Source organism: Streptomyces sp. 2323.1 (assembly GCF_900221035.1).
GTDB lineage: Bacteria > Actinomycetota > Actinomycetes > Streptomycetales > Streptomycetaceae > Streptomyces > Streptomyces sioyaensis.
Genome location: NZ_LT907981.1, coordinates 7,853,441 through 7,867,902 on the forward strand (window position 1 = coordinate 7,853,441; position 14,462 = coordinate 7,867,902).

General features: G+C 71.3%; 16 protein-coding genes. 12 read left to right on the forward strand and 4 right to left on the reverse strand.

Translation table 11 applies throughout. From position 1 onward, the window contains the following. Positions 1 to 65: 65 nt before the first annotated feature. Positions 66 to 572 carry an ATP-binding protein gene (locus CPH93_RS33620; RefSeq protein WP_096215020.1) on the forward strand — a complete coding sequence of 169 codons (507 nt, stop codon included), beginning with the start codon at positions 66 to 68 and terminating at the stop codon, positions 570 to 572. Between the two features lie 430 nt (positions 573 to 1,002). Here the strand turns inward: CPH93_RS33620 and fabV are convergent, their stop codons facing one another. Then, positions 1,003 to 2,211, reverse strand: a complete 1,209-nt coding sequence (fabV, locus tag CPH93_RS33625) for an enoyl-[acyl-carrier-protein] reductase FabV (RefSeq protein ID WP_096215021.1) — start codon at positions 2,209 to 2,211, stop codon at positions 1,003 to 1,005. A gap of 245 nt (positions 2,212 to 2,456) precedes the next feature. Between fabV and CPH93_RS33630 the strand changes: the two genes are divergently transcribed. After that, the gene (locus CPH93_RS33630; RefSeq protein ID WP_159395103.1) at positions 2,457 to 3,080 is read left to right on the forward strand and encodes a hypothetical protein; all 624 of its coding nucleotides are present in this window, start codon (positions 2,457 to 2,459) and stop codon (positions 3,078 to 3,080) included. Positions 3,081 to 3,241: 161 nt separating this feature from the next. Here CPH93_RS33630 and CPH93_RS33635 read toward each other — a convergent pair whose 3' ends face one another. Further along, positions 3,242 to 3,808: a GNAT family N-acetyltransferase gene (locus tag CPH93_RS33635; RefSeq protein WP_231977506.1), complete on the reverse strand. Its 567-nt coding sequence runs from the start codon at positions 3,806 to 3,808 to the stop codon at positions 3,242 to 3,244. Between the two features lie 182 nt (positions 3,809 to 3,990). On the opposite strand from CPH93_RS33635, the gene CPH93_RS33640 reads away from it, so the two are divergent. Together CPH93_RS33640 and CPH93_RS33645 are read left to right on the forward strand one after the other, a co-directional pair. Next, a complete protein-coding gene (locus tag CPH93_RS33640; protein WP_093488331.1) occupies positions 3,991 to 4,410 on the forward strand; it encodes a DUF3662 domain-containing protein in 420 nt (139 codons plus the stop codon). A gap of 56 nt (positions 4,411 to 4,466) precedes the next feature. Beyond that, complete coding sequence (locus CPH93_RS33645; RefSeq protein ID WP_096215024.1) at positions 4,467 to 4,955, forward strand: SAM-dependent methyltransferase; 489 nt, start codon at positions 4,467 to 4,469, stop codon at positions 4,953 to 4,955. A gap of 64 nt (positions 4,956 to 5,019) precedes the next feature. Here CPH93_RS33645 and CPH93_RS33650 read toward each other — a convergent pair whose 3' ends face one another. Next, positions 5,020 to 5,331 carry a DUF4326 domain-containing protein gene (locus tag CPH93_RS33650; RefSeq protein WP_006606939.1) on the reverse strand — a complete coding sequence of 104 codons (312 nt, stop codon included), beginning with the start codon at positions 5,329 to 5,331 and terminating at the stop codon, positions 5,020 to 5,022. Positions 5,332 to 5,530: 199 nt separating this feature from the next. Continuing rightward, the gene (locus CPH93_RS33655) at positions 5,531 to 5,833 is read right to left on the reverse strand and encodes a hypothetical protein (RefSeq protein WP_096215025.1); all 303 of its coding nucleotides are present in this window, start codon (positions 5,831 to 5,833) and stop codon (positions 5,531 to 5,533) included. A 352-nt stretch (positions 5,834 to 6,185) separates the two neighbouring features. Between CPH93_RS33655 and CPH93_RS33660 the strand changes: the two genes are divergently transcribed. The 8 genes from CPH93_RS33660 to CPH93_RS33695 all read left to right on the forward strand — a co-directional run bounded on the left by CPH93_RS33660 (position 6,186) and on the right by CPH93_RS33695 (position 14,444). Then, positions 6,186 to 6,797 carry a flavodoxin family protein gene (locus tag CPH93_RS33660; RefSeq protein WP_093481552.1) on the forward strand — a complete coding sequence of 204 codons (612 nt, stop codon included), beginning with the start codon at positions 6,186 to 6,188 and terminating at the stop codon, positions 6,795 to 6,797. Between the two features lie 938 nt (positions 6,798 to 7,735). Continuing rightward, positions 7,736 to 8,737 carry a methyltransferase gene (locus tag CPH93_RS33665; RefSeq protein WP_159395104.1) on the forward strand — a complete coding sequence of 334 codons (1,002 nt, stop codon included), beginning with the start codon at positions 7,736 to 7,738 and terminating at the stop codon, positions 8,735 to 8,737. Positions 8,738 to 8,766: 29 nt separating this feature from the next. After that, positions 8,767 to 9,417, forward strand: a complete 651-nt coding sequence (locus tag CPH93_RS33670) for a thermostable hemolysin (RefSeq protein WP_093481550.1) — start codon at positions 8,767 to 8,769, stop codon at positions 9,415 to 9,417. Then, positions 9,404 to 10,975 (forward strand): AMP-binding protein, encoded by a 1,572-nt coding sequence (locus tag CPH93_RS33675; protein WP_096215027.1) that lies wholly within the window; start codon positions 9,404 to 9,406, stop codon positions 10,973 to 10,975. Before CPH93_RS33670 ends, CPH93_RS33675 begins: the two co-directional genes overlap by 14 nt. Next, positions 10,972 to 11,913: a TauD/TfdA family dioxygenase gene (locus CPH93_RS33680; RefSeq protein WP_096215028.1), complete on the forward strand. Its 942-nt coding sequence runs from the start codon at positions 10,972 to 10,974 to the stop codon at positions 11,911 to 11,913. The genes CPH93_RS33675 and CPH93_RS33680 overlap by 4 nt, the downstream gene beginning before the upstream one ends. After that, positions 11,910 to 12,575, forward strand: coding sequence for an O-methyltransferase (locus CPH93_RS33685; protein ID WP_096215029.1), 666 nt, complete (start codon positions 11,910 to 11,912; stop codon positions 12,573 to 12,575). The genes CPH93_RS33680 and CPH93_RS33685 overlap by 4 nt, the downstream gene beginning before the upstream one ends. An 85-nt stretch (positions 12,576 to 12,660) precedes the next feature. Next, on the forward strand, positions 12,661 to 13,188 hold the full coding sequence (locus tag CPH93_RS33690; protein WP_093648400.1) for a nuclear transport factor 2 family protein: 528 nt from the start codon (positions 12,661 to 12,663) through the stop codon (positions 13,186 to 13,188). After that, complete coding sequence (locus CPH93_RS33695; protein ID WP_231977055.1) at positions 13,185 to 14,444, forward strand: amidohydrolase family protein; 1,260 nt, start codon at positions 13,185 to 13,187, stop codon at positions 14,442 to 14,444. Before CPH93_RS33690 ends, CPH93_RS33695 begins: the two co-directional genes overlap by 4 nt. Positions 14,445 to 14,462: the final 18 nt, after the last annotated feature.

Here is a 14,462-nt window from a genome sequence, read left to right on the forward strand (position 1 = left end):
ACCCCGGGAAGAGGGCACGCTTTCCGGCCTGAAGGCAAGTCGACGCGAACGAGGTGAGCTTTATCATGAGCACCGCCGAGGCTCCACGCACGGTTACCGCGTCGCCGGTGCTGGAGCTTCAACTGGACTGCCGCTCCGACGCCGTCGGACCCGCACGGCACCTCGTGGGCACGTACATGGCGCGCCTGGAGCCCTCCGTGGAAAGGGACACACGGGAAGCGGTGATCCTGGTCGTCTCCGAACTGGTCACCAATGCCGTACGGCACGCGGGCGGTAAGAGCTGCACGCTGCGGCTGCTGGCAGATCCGGCATCGATCGTGGTGTCCGTGGGTGATGACAGCCCCGTGCTGCCCCGCCCGCGTACCCCCGACGTCACCGGAGAAGGCGGCGGATTCGGCTGGTCGATGGTCTGTCGCATCGCGACAACCGTGGAGGTCAGCAGGGGGCCGCACGGGAAGACCGTGACCGCGACCATCCCCCGCCAGGAGTGGCGGACGGGGCCCGGTCAGGGCGCGGCCGCCGCGCCGCGGCCTGCGAGCACCGCCGTCCGGCGCGGCGGCCACCCGGGCTGACCGGCTGATCGCCGCCATCCGGCAGGGTCGCCCTCGGCCGAGGTCTCCGGAGCGGAGAAACCGGCATGGACGACGGCGGTGTCCAGCCCCCCGAATTCCTGCCGGTGAATTCGACGCCGAGTGAACGGTGCCGTAGTCGGCCGAATCCCGGACCGGTCAGCAGCTCGGCCGGGTCGCCCGGTTCCCCAGAGCAGCTGTCACAATGCTGCATCGATGTCGCGACCAGTGAATTCTGTTTCTGAGCGAGCGTCAGTTCATTCCGCCGGACCCGCCTGCGAACGAACCCCTTTCCCGCTCATCTCCTGACCGTTCCGCACCGGGAACACCGCGCCCTCGCCGTGACGGGGCTTCCGGGATTCCCTCATGGATGAGGGCTGCATTCCGCCCGGGGGATGCCGACGACGAAACCATGGGCGGGGACTCTACCCGGTCAGACAGTGGCCTCCGGCCAGGGGACCTGGGTGGCCGTCGGGGCGGTGTAGTCGACGCCGGGCACCGCGAAGCCGTAGAGCCGCTGGACCTCGGCATGGAACCAGTCGAGGTCGGCGAGATGACTGATGGTCTCGTTGGTGGCCGTCTCCCACCGCTCCGTGACGGCGGCCTGGACCGCGCTGTTGAGCTCCCAGGCGTCGAGCCGCACCCGGCCGTCCTCGTCGACCTCCAGCGGGCGGGCGCCCGTGAGCTGGTCCCACAGATCGGCCAGCTGGGCGATCGGCGGAACCATGGCCTCGCCGAGGGCGCCGCGTAGCAGGCCCACATAGAGCGCGATCCCCGGGATGGCGGTGGAGGACTGGGTGACCGCGGCCCCGTTGACGGAGGTCACCGCGCGCCCGCCGACCAGCTTGTCCAGGCGCTCATTGAGCGTACGGGCGGTCGCCTCCAGATGGGACTTGGCGGCCCCGATGGTGCCCTGCCGGTAGATGCCGTCCGTCAGAGGGGATCCGATGTAGGACAGGGCGGCCGTGGTGAAACCGTCGGCGAGCAGACCGCGGTCGGCGAGATGGTCGACCCACCGCTCCCAGTCCGCACCGCCCATCACCGCGACCGTCTGCGCGATGTCGTCCGCCTCGGCCGGCGGGGTCTCCACCACCTTGACCTCCGGCGTGCCCTCCCCGTCGAAGACGAGCGTCTTGGTGCGATAGGCCTCGCCGATGGGCTTGAGGACGGACGCGTAGACGGCACCGGTGTCCGGGTCGGTGCGCCGCGGTGCGGCTACCGAGTAGACCAGATGGTCCAGGCGGCCGAAGCGCTCCCGGAGGAGGTCGGCGACCTGGTCCTTCATCTCGTCGGAGAACGCGTCGCCGTTGAGGAACACCATCTCGTGACCGTGCCGGCGGGCGAGTTCCGCGGTGGCGGCGGTGCGGTACCAGCCGGCGGTGGCGGTGCGCCGCTCGGTGGGGGCCTTCTCGAAGCAGACACCGATGCCGCGGATCCCCGCCCGGGCGAGGCCGGCGATCGTCGCGGCCAGCCCGTAGCCGGCCGAGGAACCCACGACGAGGGCCACCGGAGCGCCGTCCGGGGCGCGCTCGGGTGCGGGGGTGGCCTGCCACATGTCCTCCACCAGGCGTGCGCAGCCGGCCGGGTGGGAGTCGAGGAACAGGAAACCGCGGCTGCGCGGGGTGATGACACGTTCGCTCATGACACACGTCCTTCGGGTCGTCGCGGACAAAGCGGCGGGCCGCTGCCGGAGCACGTACCGCACCCTGCCAGTCTGCGCCCCGGCTGCCACGCATGATCGTTTGGCGGGCACAGTAATGCGGGGGCGGTTTTGGAGGTTTTCCCCGCGCGGCGTCGGGCGGCCCGGCATTGCCTCGCGTGCCTGCCCGGGACGGCAGGACCCGGACCGCCGTCGAAGCGGATTCCACGGCTCCGTACACTCCGTTCATGATCACCGGACGTACACCTGCCCCTGACGCCGCCATGTTCCCCTTCGGCAAGCAGCGGATGCGCCGCACCGCTCCCGGTGCCGTTGCCGCTCTCGCCCTCGGCCTGGCGATGTCGGTCTCCTGTGTGGTCTACGGATACGGCGTCGGCACCTGGGTGTTCGCGGTGCTCTGGTTCCTGGTGCTGGGCGGGGCCGGGGCGTTCATGGCGTGGGTCGGATGGACGGACCGCAACGCTTACCTGGCGTTCGACGCGACCGGCGTGTGGTGGTGGCGCAGCAAGACGGAGCATGCGGTCCTCCCGTGGGACGCGCTCGATGCCGTGGGCCTGTTCTGGTGCAGCCAAGGGACCGGCAACTCGGGTCACCGGCTGATGAGTCTGGAGCTGTGTCCCGCCGGCGGGGTGCCGCAGTCGGACCCGGCGCTGGCCCCGCTCACCGTCGAGGAGCGGTCCGGTGTGGCGGGCGTATCCGACCGGCGCTACCGCATCGGCATCCCGGTGTTCGCGACCCGCCACTACGGCAGTGCGCTGATCGAGGCCGCCCGCTCGCGCGCCGCAGAGCGCTGGTTCGGCGAACACGAGCGGTCCGCGGGCTACCTCCGCCCGCAGGACCTCATCAGCTGACGGCCGCGCCGGCGGCAGGGTCTTTCCGTCGTCCTTTCCCGGCCCGCGTCGGGCCAAAGTCATCGCATGCGCTACTCAGCCAGATTTCCTGCTGTTTGAACGCAATGTTCCCCAGCCGGGCGGACCCCCACTCAGGCGGCCCCCAGCCGGCCCGCCCCTCCTCACCACAGCCTGTCGATCTCCCCCGGATACAACTCGATGCGGGAGTGCAGGAAGGAGGAACGATGACGCAGCCCGACGGGCGAGAAGAAGCCGGCCATGGTGACCTTGTCGAAGCCGGGCCGGTCGCTGGGGAAGGGATCCGACGGCGTACCGCCGATCAGCACCGCGCCGGGCAGCTGCTGCCAGCCCGCGCTCTCGTAGAAAGGCTGCAGCGGCCGGTCGCAGGTGAACAGGCCGAGGTCCAGCTCCATGGCGGCCATCTCCGTACGGGCAGCCGTCACCAGCCGGCGGCCGTGGCCCTGGCCGCGCGTGGCCAGGCGGGTCACCACCGTGCTCAGCCCCGCGGCCCGGAACCGCCGTCCGTCGTGGACGATCTCCTTGCGGAGGATGTCGAGTGCGGCGAGCACCGAGGAGCCCTCGACGAGCAGCATCGACACCGGCCGCAACGCCGGGTCGTGGGCGAAGGTACTGGGCGCCGACGCGGAGTCCGGGGGCCAGGCCTCGTCCCTGAGCTCCGACACCTGGGTACGCAGCGCGGGCGGGACATCGGCTTCAGGACATGTCATGATCGGCACACGCCCATTGTGACTGCCCGTACAACGGAGACCAAGGCATTTCCGGTTCCCGCCCGGCCGGTCGCGCCACGGGGCCGGTGACGCCCGCCCGGCCAGTCGCGTCGGCCGTGCCCGAGGTGATCGCGGAACGGCATTTCCGCATGTCCATGGCGCCCATCGGGCAGGCGGCCGTCATGGGATTGCTGAGGCGTTTGGAATGTGCGGTGGAGGACTGCGAGAGCGCGCTGCTGGCCAAGATCTTCCACACCGACCCGGTCCAGTTGTGCGATGACCTGCGGCGGGAGTGCGATGAGCACGCCGTCGTGTGCAGCCAGCACCGAGTCCTGGTACCCAACGACTACACCGTCGAACTCGCGAAGGAAGTGCATGACGAACTCGCCGCACGCGGCGGGGAGGTGGGGCGTCAGCTGACCGATGTGCTGGCCCGGCACGCCGTCGAGCGCGACTACGAATGGGCGGGCCCGCTCACCGTCCACGTCACCGCCGCCGAGGTGCCGAACGGCCGCTACCGCGTGTCGAGCGCCGCCCTGGCGCACGTCCCCGCAGATGCCGCCGGACCCCAACACACGTCACCAGCGGTGGGGTTCACCTGATCCGTCCGACGCTGCCGAGGCAGACTGGGTGTCCCGAATATCCTTTGGAGGCCTGAATGGACCGGACCGCACGCCCTCAGTTCGAGGAGGTCACCCTGCAGCCCATCGGCCAGGTGGTGAGCCTGCGGGGTGAACTGACCGACGACCACTGGGGAGAGGTGCCCGCCGTGATCCGGCTGGACGGCGCGGTCTACGGCGAGGAGTCGCTGTCCGGGCTGGCGGACTTCTCCCACCTGGAGGTGGTCTTCCACTTCCACCGGGTGCCCGACGACGAGATCGAGACCGGTGCCCGGCATCCGCGCGGTAACCCCGACTGGCCGGCGGTCGGCATCTTCGCGCAGCGGAGCAAGGACCGTCCCAACCGGCTGGGCGTCTCGCGCTGCACGCTGGTGAAGGTCGACGGCATGGACCTGCACGTCCTCGGCCTGGACGCGGTGGACGGCACCCCGGTGCTCGACATCAAGCCCTATCTCCACGAGTTCGGCCCCCGCGGAGAGCTCCGGCAGCCGCAGTGGGCGACGGAACTGGTGGCTCAGTACTACTGACAGCCCGGGGCCGCGCCGTGGGTCGCTTGCACCACGGCCCGGTCCCGTCGGCCGTCCGCCGGGCTCACTCCATCGAGTCGGCGATCTCGGCGATCACCTGGGCATGGCACGGCTCCGGAAGGCACCAGCAGCCGAGCCGGCGGCCGCGCAGGCCGGGCAGCAGAGCGAGCAGATCGGGGCGCGCCAGCAGATGGGCGCGGTACTTCGCCAGGACCTCCTCGCGCGTCCCGTCCGGGCCCGGCCGGAAGGGGCTGGCCAGTGGTGAGGCCTTGAGGTGCCAGCCGCCCCGGTTCATCGCCCGCCCGACGTAGACCACGTCGGCGTACTCCGGATCGTCCCGATGGCCCTTGAGATTGACGACTGTCGTGCGCTTCATGCCGTCATTCTCTCGCCGTCCGCGGCATCCGGCAGCGCGCCCCCGCGCAGGTCGACGGCAGGTGCCGACCTCCTGGGTCTCACCGGTTGTTCTCACAGCGGCCCGCCCCCACGTGACCTCGACCATGCGGGGGCGGGCCGCCTCCTCTTGAGCGCTGCACCCGGTGACTACCGGTGTGCTGCCGGGCGGTGCCGGCGGCTTACAGCGGGCGGGCCCACAGGTCCCACTGGAGGCCCCCGCCATCGCAGAACGGATCGGCCCACTTGCCGCTGCTGACCAGGTCGGTGCCGGCGGCCTGGCAGCCGCTGAGGGTCCAGAACTTCTTGCCGGTCCACACGGTTCCGGGCGGGCCGTCCATCGGCTTGGCCGGGTGCTGCGCCTGGGCCACCGGTGCGGCGGCCTCCGTGGCGGAGCTCGCATGGGCCTGAGCGGCGCCGCCCAGCGCGAGGACCGTGAGGGTCGCGGCAGCGAGTGCGGTGCTGAGAATTCGCCTGTTTCGCACGTGATTTCCTTCCCCGTGTTCCGGACCCCTTGCGGGCCCGACACCCTGCACACGGATGCGGCCCCTTCGGCGTATGACACCTCGTGACGTGATGTGGGTCACATAGGGAGTTCGGGGTCGACCAGGCGGCTCGCCCTGCCTGGATGTGGCGAAAACCCATGCCCAAAACAGCAATTGACGGAGCGTCACTCCGAAGTTGGCCGACTTGGGCGTTCGCCGGTTCTTCTCAGGGTGTTAGCCGGAGACGCTTGCCTTGGAAGTGGGTCGATGGATAGCGTAACCAGCGCCTAAAGCTTTCTGGACAGCTTTAGTGAAAGCTAAAACACTGGATCGTCCCGGGTGGGGGAGAAGTATGCAGATCAAGGTTGCGGTGGCGTACCACAGCGGCTACGGCCACACCGCAAAGCAGGCGGCGGCCGTCGCGGCCGGCGCCGAGAAGGTTCCCGACACCCAGGTACGCCTGGTCTCCCTTGCCGAGCTGAACGACGAACTGTGGGAGGTGCTGCAGGAGTCCGACGCGTTGATCTTCGGCACGCCGACCTACATGGGTGGCAGCAGCGCCGTCTTCCGTGCCTTCGTCGAAGCCACCAGTGCGGTCTGGGGCGACAACATGCGCTGGAAGAACAAGATCGCCGGCGGCTTCACCAACAGCGGCAACATGGCGGGTGACAAGCTCAACGCACTGATCGACATCGCGCTGTTCGCCGCCCAGCACGGCATGGTCTGGGTCGGCCTCGCGGAGTACGGCGGCTGGAACACCTCCACCGGAAGCCCCGAGGACCTCAACCGGCTCGGCAGCTGGCTGGGTGCCATGTCCCAGTCGAACAACGACGAGGGGGCCGACGTCACCCCCTGCGCCAGCGACCTGCGCACCGCCGAGGCCCTCGGCCGCCGGATCGCCGAGACCGCCCACATCCACCGGGCCGGCCGCGCGGCCGTCGAGTTCGACGAGGTGTCCGGCTGACGCCTGGCGGACCGTACTGAGGCAGCTGCGACGGGAGGGGGGCCCGATGAACAGCGGTCAGAGGCAGGTGCGCCCTGCGGACGTCTCCACGGAGGTGGTCCGCAGCGGCGCACCCTGCCGCCGGGTGCGCTATGCGGCAACTGCCCAGGGGGGCGGGGCAGTTCATGCCATTCCGGTGCGGGCGCCGTGGCCCGGTCGCCCCGGCCTGTGGCGCGGACGGTTCGCTCCGTGCCTCCACCTCCCGCTGCGGAATCCTGCGGGCCGAGCCCGCCCTCCGTCGCACCCACCCGGTCCCGGGGAACAGCAGGATGAGACACACCGTCAGCCGCTCGCGGCGGCAACGGATGTGGTCCCGCGTGCTCCTGCCGGGCCGTCGTGGACGCCCGCGGTCTGCGCCCGCCGCGCCGGACCCGCCGGGGCCGAAGCCGCCGCCTCGCTGCCGCACCGGCTCCGTCATACCGCTGCCACCGGCCTCGACCGAACCACTCCTTACCGACCGCACACCGGCCGAGGACACGACTGCCCGGCTTCGCAGCGGCTTCGTACGCCACGCCGGCGAGGAAGCGCCGGGGCCATGAGGCCGCAGGTGCCGCGACGTCCGGGCGGCCGGCTTCTCCCGTGCCGTTACGGGGCGGGGTACCGGCGCCGGACAGCGGCGCACTCCACCAGCTGAACATCGCCCGGCGGGCCCGCCCCACCGGGTGACGCACACAGCTCCACAGTTCCACGGCCCGGAACACCCTCCGCTGCGCCTTCCGGGCGCGGCCGGAGCCGGCCCGCCCCGGGGCGTCCCGTTCCCTCCGGTCCCGGCCGGCTGAAGCTCGTCCCCGTACGGCGGTCCCACCACCTTCACCGTGCCCGCGGGCCTCCGCGAGCACGGCATGCCCTGCCGCGTACTCTCTGCGCGGCGCTCCCCTGCCATTCCGAGGAGATCAGCCATGTTCAAGACCACCACCGACGCCGAGCTGGCCGGCAACCCGATCGATGAGGTGATCGGGTCCACCATCCGCTATGCGGCCCTCACCTCCGCCGCCAAGCTCGGTATCTTCACGGCCCTGGAGGAGGGCCCCAAGACCCTCGACGAGCTGGCCGCGGCGATCGGCGCGAGCACGGACGGCACCCGCGCGGTGGCCGATGTCGCCGCCGTCCTGGGCTGGCTCGCCCTGGAGGACGGGCGCTACCGCAACGGCCCGCTCGCCGAACGCTGGCTGGGCAAGGACGCCGAGTACGACTTCACCCCGGCGCTGCTGTGGGCGTACGAACTCACCAACGTCATGTGGGAGCTGCCGCAGGCCGTACGCGACGGCAAGCCCGCCCAGTCCCTGTGGGAGCGCTGGGCCGACAAGCCCGAGGCCGGGCGGGACTTCTCCGCCTACATGCGGATCAAGTCGCGGCTGACCGTGCAGTCCATCGTCGACGCCGTCCCGATGCCCGAAGGGGCCCGGCGCCTCCTGGACCTGGGGGGTTCGCACGGACTGCACTCCATGGCCATGTGCGAGCGGCACCCCGAGCTCTCCGCCACCATCCTCGACCTGCCCGAGGCGCTCGCCGACACCGGCGCCGCGATAGCGAAGGCGGGCCTGGCCGACCGGATCACCCTGCAGCGCGGCAGCTTCCTCAGCGGCGACCTCGGCACCGGCTATGACGTGGTCTTCCTCTTCGAGATCGTGCACAACCACACCGACGAGGAGAACCGGGACCTGATCGCGCGGGCCGCCAAGGCGCTGCGGCCCGGCGGCCGGATCGTGGTGCTCGAAGACGTCCGCGGTGAGCAGCTGGACGAGCACAACGCCGCCTTCTCCCTGGCGATGTACGCCTGCTCCGGCGACCGTACCTACAGCCTGCCGGAGATCTCCGGCTGGCTGACCGACGCGGGCCTGTCGGGCGTCGAGCGGATCGCGCTGCCCTCTTCCGTCTCTCTGGTCGTCGGCACCAAGTAGAGCCGGCAGCCGGGGAAGGGGGGAGCACCGTGCAGATCGATCTGGCACACCGGTCGACCAGCTCATGGCTGGACGCCGCGGACCTCGCTCGTGAGGTGTACGCCCAGGCATACGGCGCCGATGTGGCGCCCCGGCCCGACTCATTCATCGTCGCCCGCCCGGCCGCCGGCGGGACCGAGGAGCCCGCGGCACCACTGGCCTGCGCGGGGCTCACCTTCGGCAGCGACCGGGAGCTGTTCTCCGAGCGGTACCTCGACACCAGCGTCGAGGACGCCGCACTGGCCCGTCTCGGGGTCTCGGTGGACCGCAGGCGGGTGGTGGAAGTGGGGGCGCTGGCCACCCGCCGCTCCTCGGTCGGCCGCGAACTGATCAGAGCCACCCCGATCATCGCCTGGTGCCTGGGCATGGAGTACATCCTGTGCACCGTCACCCGGAGCCTGATCACCACGCTGGGCCGGACCGGCATCTGCTTCGTGCCGTTCGGCCCCGCCGACCCCCGCCGGCTGTCTCCCGAGGAGGCGGCCCGCTGGGGCTCGTACTACGACCATGAACCCCAGGTCGGTGTCATCGCACTGAACGCCCTGGACCGGCTCTTCTCCGACGCCACCGGGCGCTACTCCGTCACCGATCTCCAACTGAGCATCAGCGCCATGGAGGTGGCCGGCCATGCTGGGCATTGAGCAGAGCCTGGTCGGATGCGGCGAATCGACGCGTCCGCTGATCGAGGTGCTGGGGGCGGACGGTGCAGTGGCGCGCACCCTCACCTACCGGGAAGTGACGCGCCGGGCCGCGGACCTCGTCGAACGGATCGGCCACGGGGACGGCCGGCCGCCACGCGTCGGCGTGGTCTGCGGCAACACCCCCGAATTCGTCATCGCCGACCTCGCCCTGATCGCGGCGCACGCCATCGAGGTGCCGGTCCCGCTCGCCTTCTCCGCCGAGCAGGCCGCCGGTCTGCTGGAGGAGACCGATCTGTGCGTGGTGGACGCCGCCGGGCAGGAACGTCTCAACCAGTGGGGGAGGGGGAGGGTCCTGCGCCCGGACTGCACGGTGCTGCCGCTGAGCACCTACGGGCCGGTGCCGTCCGCGCCGCTGGTGCTGCGCGGGGCCGGGGCCGGCGGTGCGGACTGGGAGTGCAAGGTCATCCACACCTCCGGGACGACCTCGCGTCCCAAAGGGGTACGGATCCGGGCGGCGGCCCTGAACGAACTGCTGGGCTCACTGCGGTCGGTGATGCCCCGCGGGGCCTTCGCCCGCTATCTCTCCGTCGTGCCGTTCAGCCTGCTCATCGAGCAGGTCACCGGCCTGTACATGGTGCTGCTCGATGGCGGGACGCTCGTCCTGACGCCGCCCGGCAAGGCCCTGGTCGGCACCGCCGCGGCGGCCGCCGCCGACATGCTGCCGTATGTGGCGGCCGCCCGGCCCACCGCGATGGTCGCCACGCCCGCGCTGGTCGACGCCTTCGCCACCGCCGCGGACGAGGCCGCGAAGAGCGGACAGGAGGTGGCCAAGGCCCTGTTCGGCAGCGACACAGCGCCGCTGCTCTGCTGCGGCGGGGCGCCCGTCCACCCCGAGCTGCTGCGCCGGCTGGCGGACCACGGCCTCCCCGTCCACGAGGGGTACGGCCTGTCCGAGAACAGCTCCGTGGTCAGCTGGAACACCCCGGCCGCGCGCCGCCCCGGGACCGTCGGCCGACCGCTGCCGCACGTCCGCGTCCGGATCGCCGACGACGGTGAACTCCTCATCAACAGCACCTCGTTGTTCGCCGGCTACACCCGCGACGACCCCTCCAGCCTGATCCTCGACGCCGACGGCTGGCTCCGTACCGGCGATCTGGCCCGGATCGACGAGGACGGATTCATCAGCATCACCGGACGCAAGAAGAACGTCATCATCACCGCGGCCGGCCGCAATGTGGCACCCGAGTGGGTCGAGGCGCAGTACGCCCAACTCCCCTTCGTCCGCGCGGTCGCGGTGTTCGGCGACGGACTCGACGCCCTCCACGGACTCTTCCTCGTCGAGGAGTCCACCGACCTCGCCGCGGCCGGGGAGGCCGTCCGGGAGTTCGGCGCGGCGCAGCTGTCCGAGGTGGAGCGGGTCGCCGTACCGCACCTCGCCGTCGCCGACGAGCGGCTCTACCGCAGGTTCTTCACCGTCACCGGACGGCCCATGCGGGCGGCCATCCGCGCCGCCCTGTCCAACGGAACGCTGTACGACCACCAAGGAGCAGACGCATGACCACGATCGCTGACGTCCGGCCCTACGGCGGTGCCACCGGCCGGCTCGTCCTGCCCGCCGGGGGCCGGTCGCTCGGTGCACTGGACCCCGCATGGGTCACCGGGCTGCTCGCCGACGCCGGTTTTCTGCTCTTCCGGGGCTTCGACACCGACCTGGAGGCGTTCACCTCGTTCGTGAAGGCGCACTCCAGCCGGATCACCCTCGACCCGGCGCGCTCCTTCCACGGCGGCTCCGTCGCCCAGAAGGTGGACGCGGGCACCGGAGCCGTCGGCCTCCATCTGGAGAACGGCAACAGCCCCTTCGGCCCCGACCTCACCTGGTTCCTGTGCGAGAAGGCCGCGGCCAGCGGCTCGCAGACCACCGTCTGCGACGGCTACCGCGTGTGGGACGAGGCGAGCGACACCGCCCGAGCGGTCTTCGGCGTCAAGGACATCATGTACAGCCGCCGGGTGGAGGAGCCCAAGTGGAAGGCGTTCGTCTGCCACCAGTCGGAAGGCCGTAAGGACCCCGACCAGGTCACCTTCGACGACATGAAGGAGCTGGTGGGCGGCAATGTGTCCACCACCCTCCAGCTCAACGACGACGGCTCGATCCACTACGCCTACCGCACCGGCGCCGCCCACCCCACCCTCTTCGGCAGCCGGCTCTCCTGGGCCAACAGCGTCTTCGGCCCCTCGTACAACTACGAAGCGCCGCGGATCACCTTCGCCGACGGCACGGAGATACCCGAGGAACTCCTCGCCGAATTCCGCCGGCTGACCGACTCGCTGACCGAGGAACTCGACTGGCAGGACGGCGATGTGGCGCTGATCGACAACACCCGGGTGATGCACGGCCGGCGCGAGATCCTCGACACCGACCGGACCATCTACAACGCCCAGAGCTACCTCGAACCGGCGCTGCTGACCGCCGCCCGGGACGGGAGGGCACAGGCATGACCGACGCACCCGCCGGACTCGACGACCCGCGCGTCGCAGCCGTCCTGGACGAGATCGCCCGGACGGCCGAGAAGAGCGACCGGGACGTGATGGAGCGCGCCTACGCCACCGCGGCCGACTGGCCGCAGCCACCGACCGCCCAGGAGGCCGCCGAGCTGTGCGCCCAGGCCGCGCTGCCGGTGCACCCGCAGGTCGGCACCTTCCTCTACCAGCTCGTACGGAGCCTGCGCCCGGCCCTCGTCGTGGAGTTCGGCACCTCCTTCGGCGCCTCGACGATCTACGCGGCGGCGGCCCTGCGCGACAACCAGCACGGCCGCATCATCGGATCGGAGCTGCATCCCGGAAAGGCGGCCCGCGCCCATGACCACCTGGCGCGCGCGGGGCTCGACGCCTGGACCGAGATCAGGATCGGCGACGCCCGCGAACAGCTCGCCGACCTCCCCGCAAGCATCGACCTGCTGCTGCTCGACGGATGGAAGGAGCTCTACCTCCCCGTCCTCAAGGTGCTCGAACCCGCCCTGCGGTCCGGCACGCTGATCGTCTCCGACAACCTGCCGATGCTGCCGCCCGAGTTCACCGACCATGTCCGTAACACCGGCAACGGCTACCTCTCCCAGCAGCTTCCGCTCGGAGACGGTGTCGAACTCTCCCTCCGCCTGTAGTGAACGGGACACTGCTCCCGGGCCGGAGCGCGCACCCACCGGCTCCGCGCCACCGTCGTCCACAAGGAAAGGGCACCGACCACCTGTGAACCCCCGTACCCAGCGCCGCACCCTGCTCCGGGCCGGCCTCGCCGCGCTGCCCCTGGCGGCCGTGGCGCCGGCCGCACACGCCGCCGAGCCGTCCGGCCGGCTGACCGCCGCCGATGTCTCCTGCTGGACCGACGCCTATCTGGAGGCCTGGCGGACCAAGAACGACACCGCCGCGGTCCGGCTGTTCACCCCCGACGCCGTGTACGAGGCGGTGCCGGGCGTGGCCGCGCAGACCTTCCGCGGCCGCGACGCCATCGGCCGCTACTGGCGCGACATCACCGCCGGCCAGAGCGAGATGACCGGCCGCCACGGCACCCCGGTCGTCACCGGCAACCGGGCGGCCGTCGAACTCTGGGTCACCCTGCGGGCGCCCGCCATCAACCCCGACGGCGAGCACTGGGTCACCTTCCTGGAGACCAACATCCTGCTCTTCGCCCCCGACGGCCGCTGCCGGCGCAACACCGAGTACTGGAACCTCCAGATGGGCCGGCTTGACCCGCCCCAGGGGTGGGGAGCCGCGTGACCACTGCACGTACGCTGATCACCGGTGGCCGGGTCCTCACCATGGACCCGGCCACCGGTGAACTGCCTTCCGCCGACATCCTGGTGGAGGACGACCGGATCACCGCCGTCCGCCCGGGCCTCGACGCCACGGACGTGAGCGAGCGGATCGACGCCCGCGGATGCCTGGTGCTCCCCGGCTTCGTCGACACCCACCGGCACATGTGGCAGGCGGCGCTGCGCGGCAGCGGCGCCGACCAGACCCTCGACCAGTACTTCGCGACCGTCCTGCACACCCTGGCACCGCAGCTCACCGCCGACGATCTCCATCTGGGGAATCTGCTGAGCGCCCTCGGCGCCCTGGACGCGGGGGTGACCACCGTCCAGGACATCTCCAACGTCGCCAAGCCCACCGAGGAACACACCGACGCCCTCCTCGATGCGCTCACCTCCTCCGGCCTGCGCAGCGTCTTCGCCTACGGACACGGTACGGCGGACGACGCCCGACGGGTACGGGACCGGCTGCACCACAAGGACAGCCTGGTGACCATGGCGCTCAACGCCGAGGCCGGCAGCGACCAGAGCACCCGGCGCGGCTGGGCGCTGGCCCGGGAACTCGACCTGCCGACCGCCCTGCACGTCCGCGGCGGCAGCCCGGTCTCCCGGCTGCGCCGTCTCGGCGTCCTGCGCCCCGGCACGGTCTTCATCCACGGCACCGGCATGGAGCCCGGCGAACTGCGCCTCATCCACGACAGCGGCGGCGCGCTGTCGGTCGCGCCCGCCATCGAAATGACGATGGGACACGGGCTGCCCCCGTTCGCCGCGGCGACGGCCGCCGGTTTGCGGCCCAGCCTCAGCGTGGACGTCGAAGTCGCCGCGCCGAGCGATATGTTCACGCAGATGCGGGCGGCCTTCCAGATCGGCCGCTTCGCCGCGCTGCACGGCCATGCCGGCCCCGAGGCGCCCCTGCTCACGGCGCGCGACGTCCTGGAGTTCGCCACCCTCGGCGGCGCCGAGGCGCTCGGCATGGCGGACCGGATCGGCTCCGTCACCCCGGGCAAGCAGGCCGATCTGCTGGTGCTGCGGGCCGACCGCCCCGGTGTGGCGCCGGTGCACGACGCCGTCGCGGCCGTCGTGTCGTCGATGGACCGCGCCGACGTCGATACCGTCCTGGTCGCCGGGCGGGTCGTCAAGCGCGCGGGAGCGCTGCGCTACCCCGGGCTGCCCCGGCTGCTGGCACAGGCGGAAGGCGTACGCGACCGGCTGGCCGTCCGCTGAGACCTCCGCCGCCGGCGG

Coding starts and splice junctions, on each gene's coding strand:
- CPH93_RS33620 (WP_096215020.1), top strand. CDS start 66: ATGAGCACCGCCGAGGCTCCACGCACGGTTACCGCGTCGCCGGTGCTG.
- fabV (WP_096215021.1), bottom strand. CDS start 2,211: ATGAGCGAACGTGTCATCACCCCGCGCAGCCGCGGTTTCCTGTTCCTC.
- CPH93_RS33630 (WP_159395103.1), top strand. CDS start 2,457: ATGATCACCGGACGTACACCTGCCCCTGACGCCGCCATGTTCCCCTTC.
- CPH93_RS33635 (WP_231977506.1), bottom strand. CDS start 3,808: ATGACATGTCCTGAAGCCGATGTCCCGCCCGCGCTGCGTACCCAGGTG.
- CPH93_RS33640 (WP_093488331.1), top strand. CDS start 3,991: ATGGGATTGCTGAGGCGTTTGGAATGTGCGGTGGAGGACTGCGAGAGC.
- CPH93_RS33645 (WP_096215024.1), top strand. CDS start 4,467: ATGGACCGGACCGCACGCCCTCAGTTCGAGGAGGTCACCCTGCAGCCC.
- CPH93_RS33650 (WP_006606939.1), bottom strand. CDS start 5,331: ATGAAGCGCACGACAGTCGTCAATCTCAAGGGCCATCGGGACGATCCG.
- CPH93_RS33660 (WP_093481552.1), top strand. CDS start 6,186: ATGCAGATCAAGGTTGCGGTGGCGTACCACAGCGGCTACGGCCACACC.
- CPH93_RS33665 (WP_159395104.1), top strand. CDS start 7,736: ATGTTCAAGACCACCACCGACGCCGAGCTGGCCGGCAACCCGATCGAT.
- CPH93_RS33675 (WP_096215027.1), top strand. CDS start 9,404: ATGCTGGGCATTGAGCAGAGCCTGGTCGGATGCGGCGAATCGACGCGT.
- CPH93_RS33680 (WP_096215028.1), top strand. CDS start 10,972: ATGACCACGATCGCTGACGTCCGGCCCTACGGCGGTGCCACCGGCCGG.
- CPH93_RS33685 (WP_096215029.1), top strand. CDS start 11,910: ATGACCGACGCACCCGCCGGACTCGACGACCCGCGCGTCGCAGCCGTC.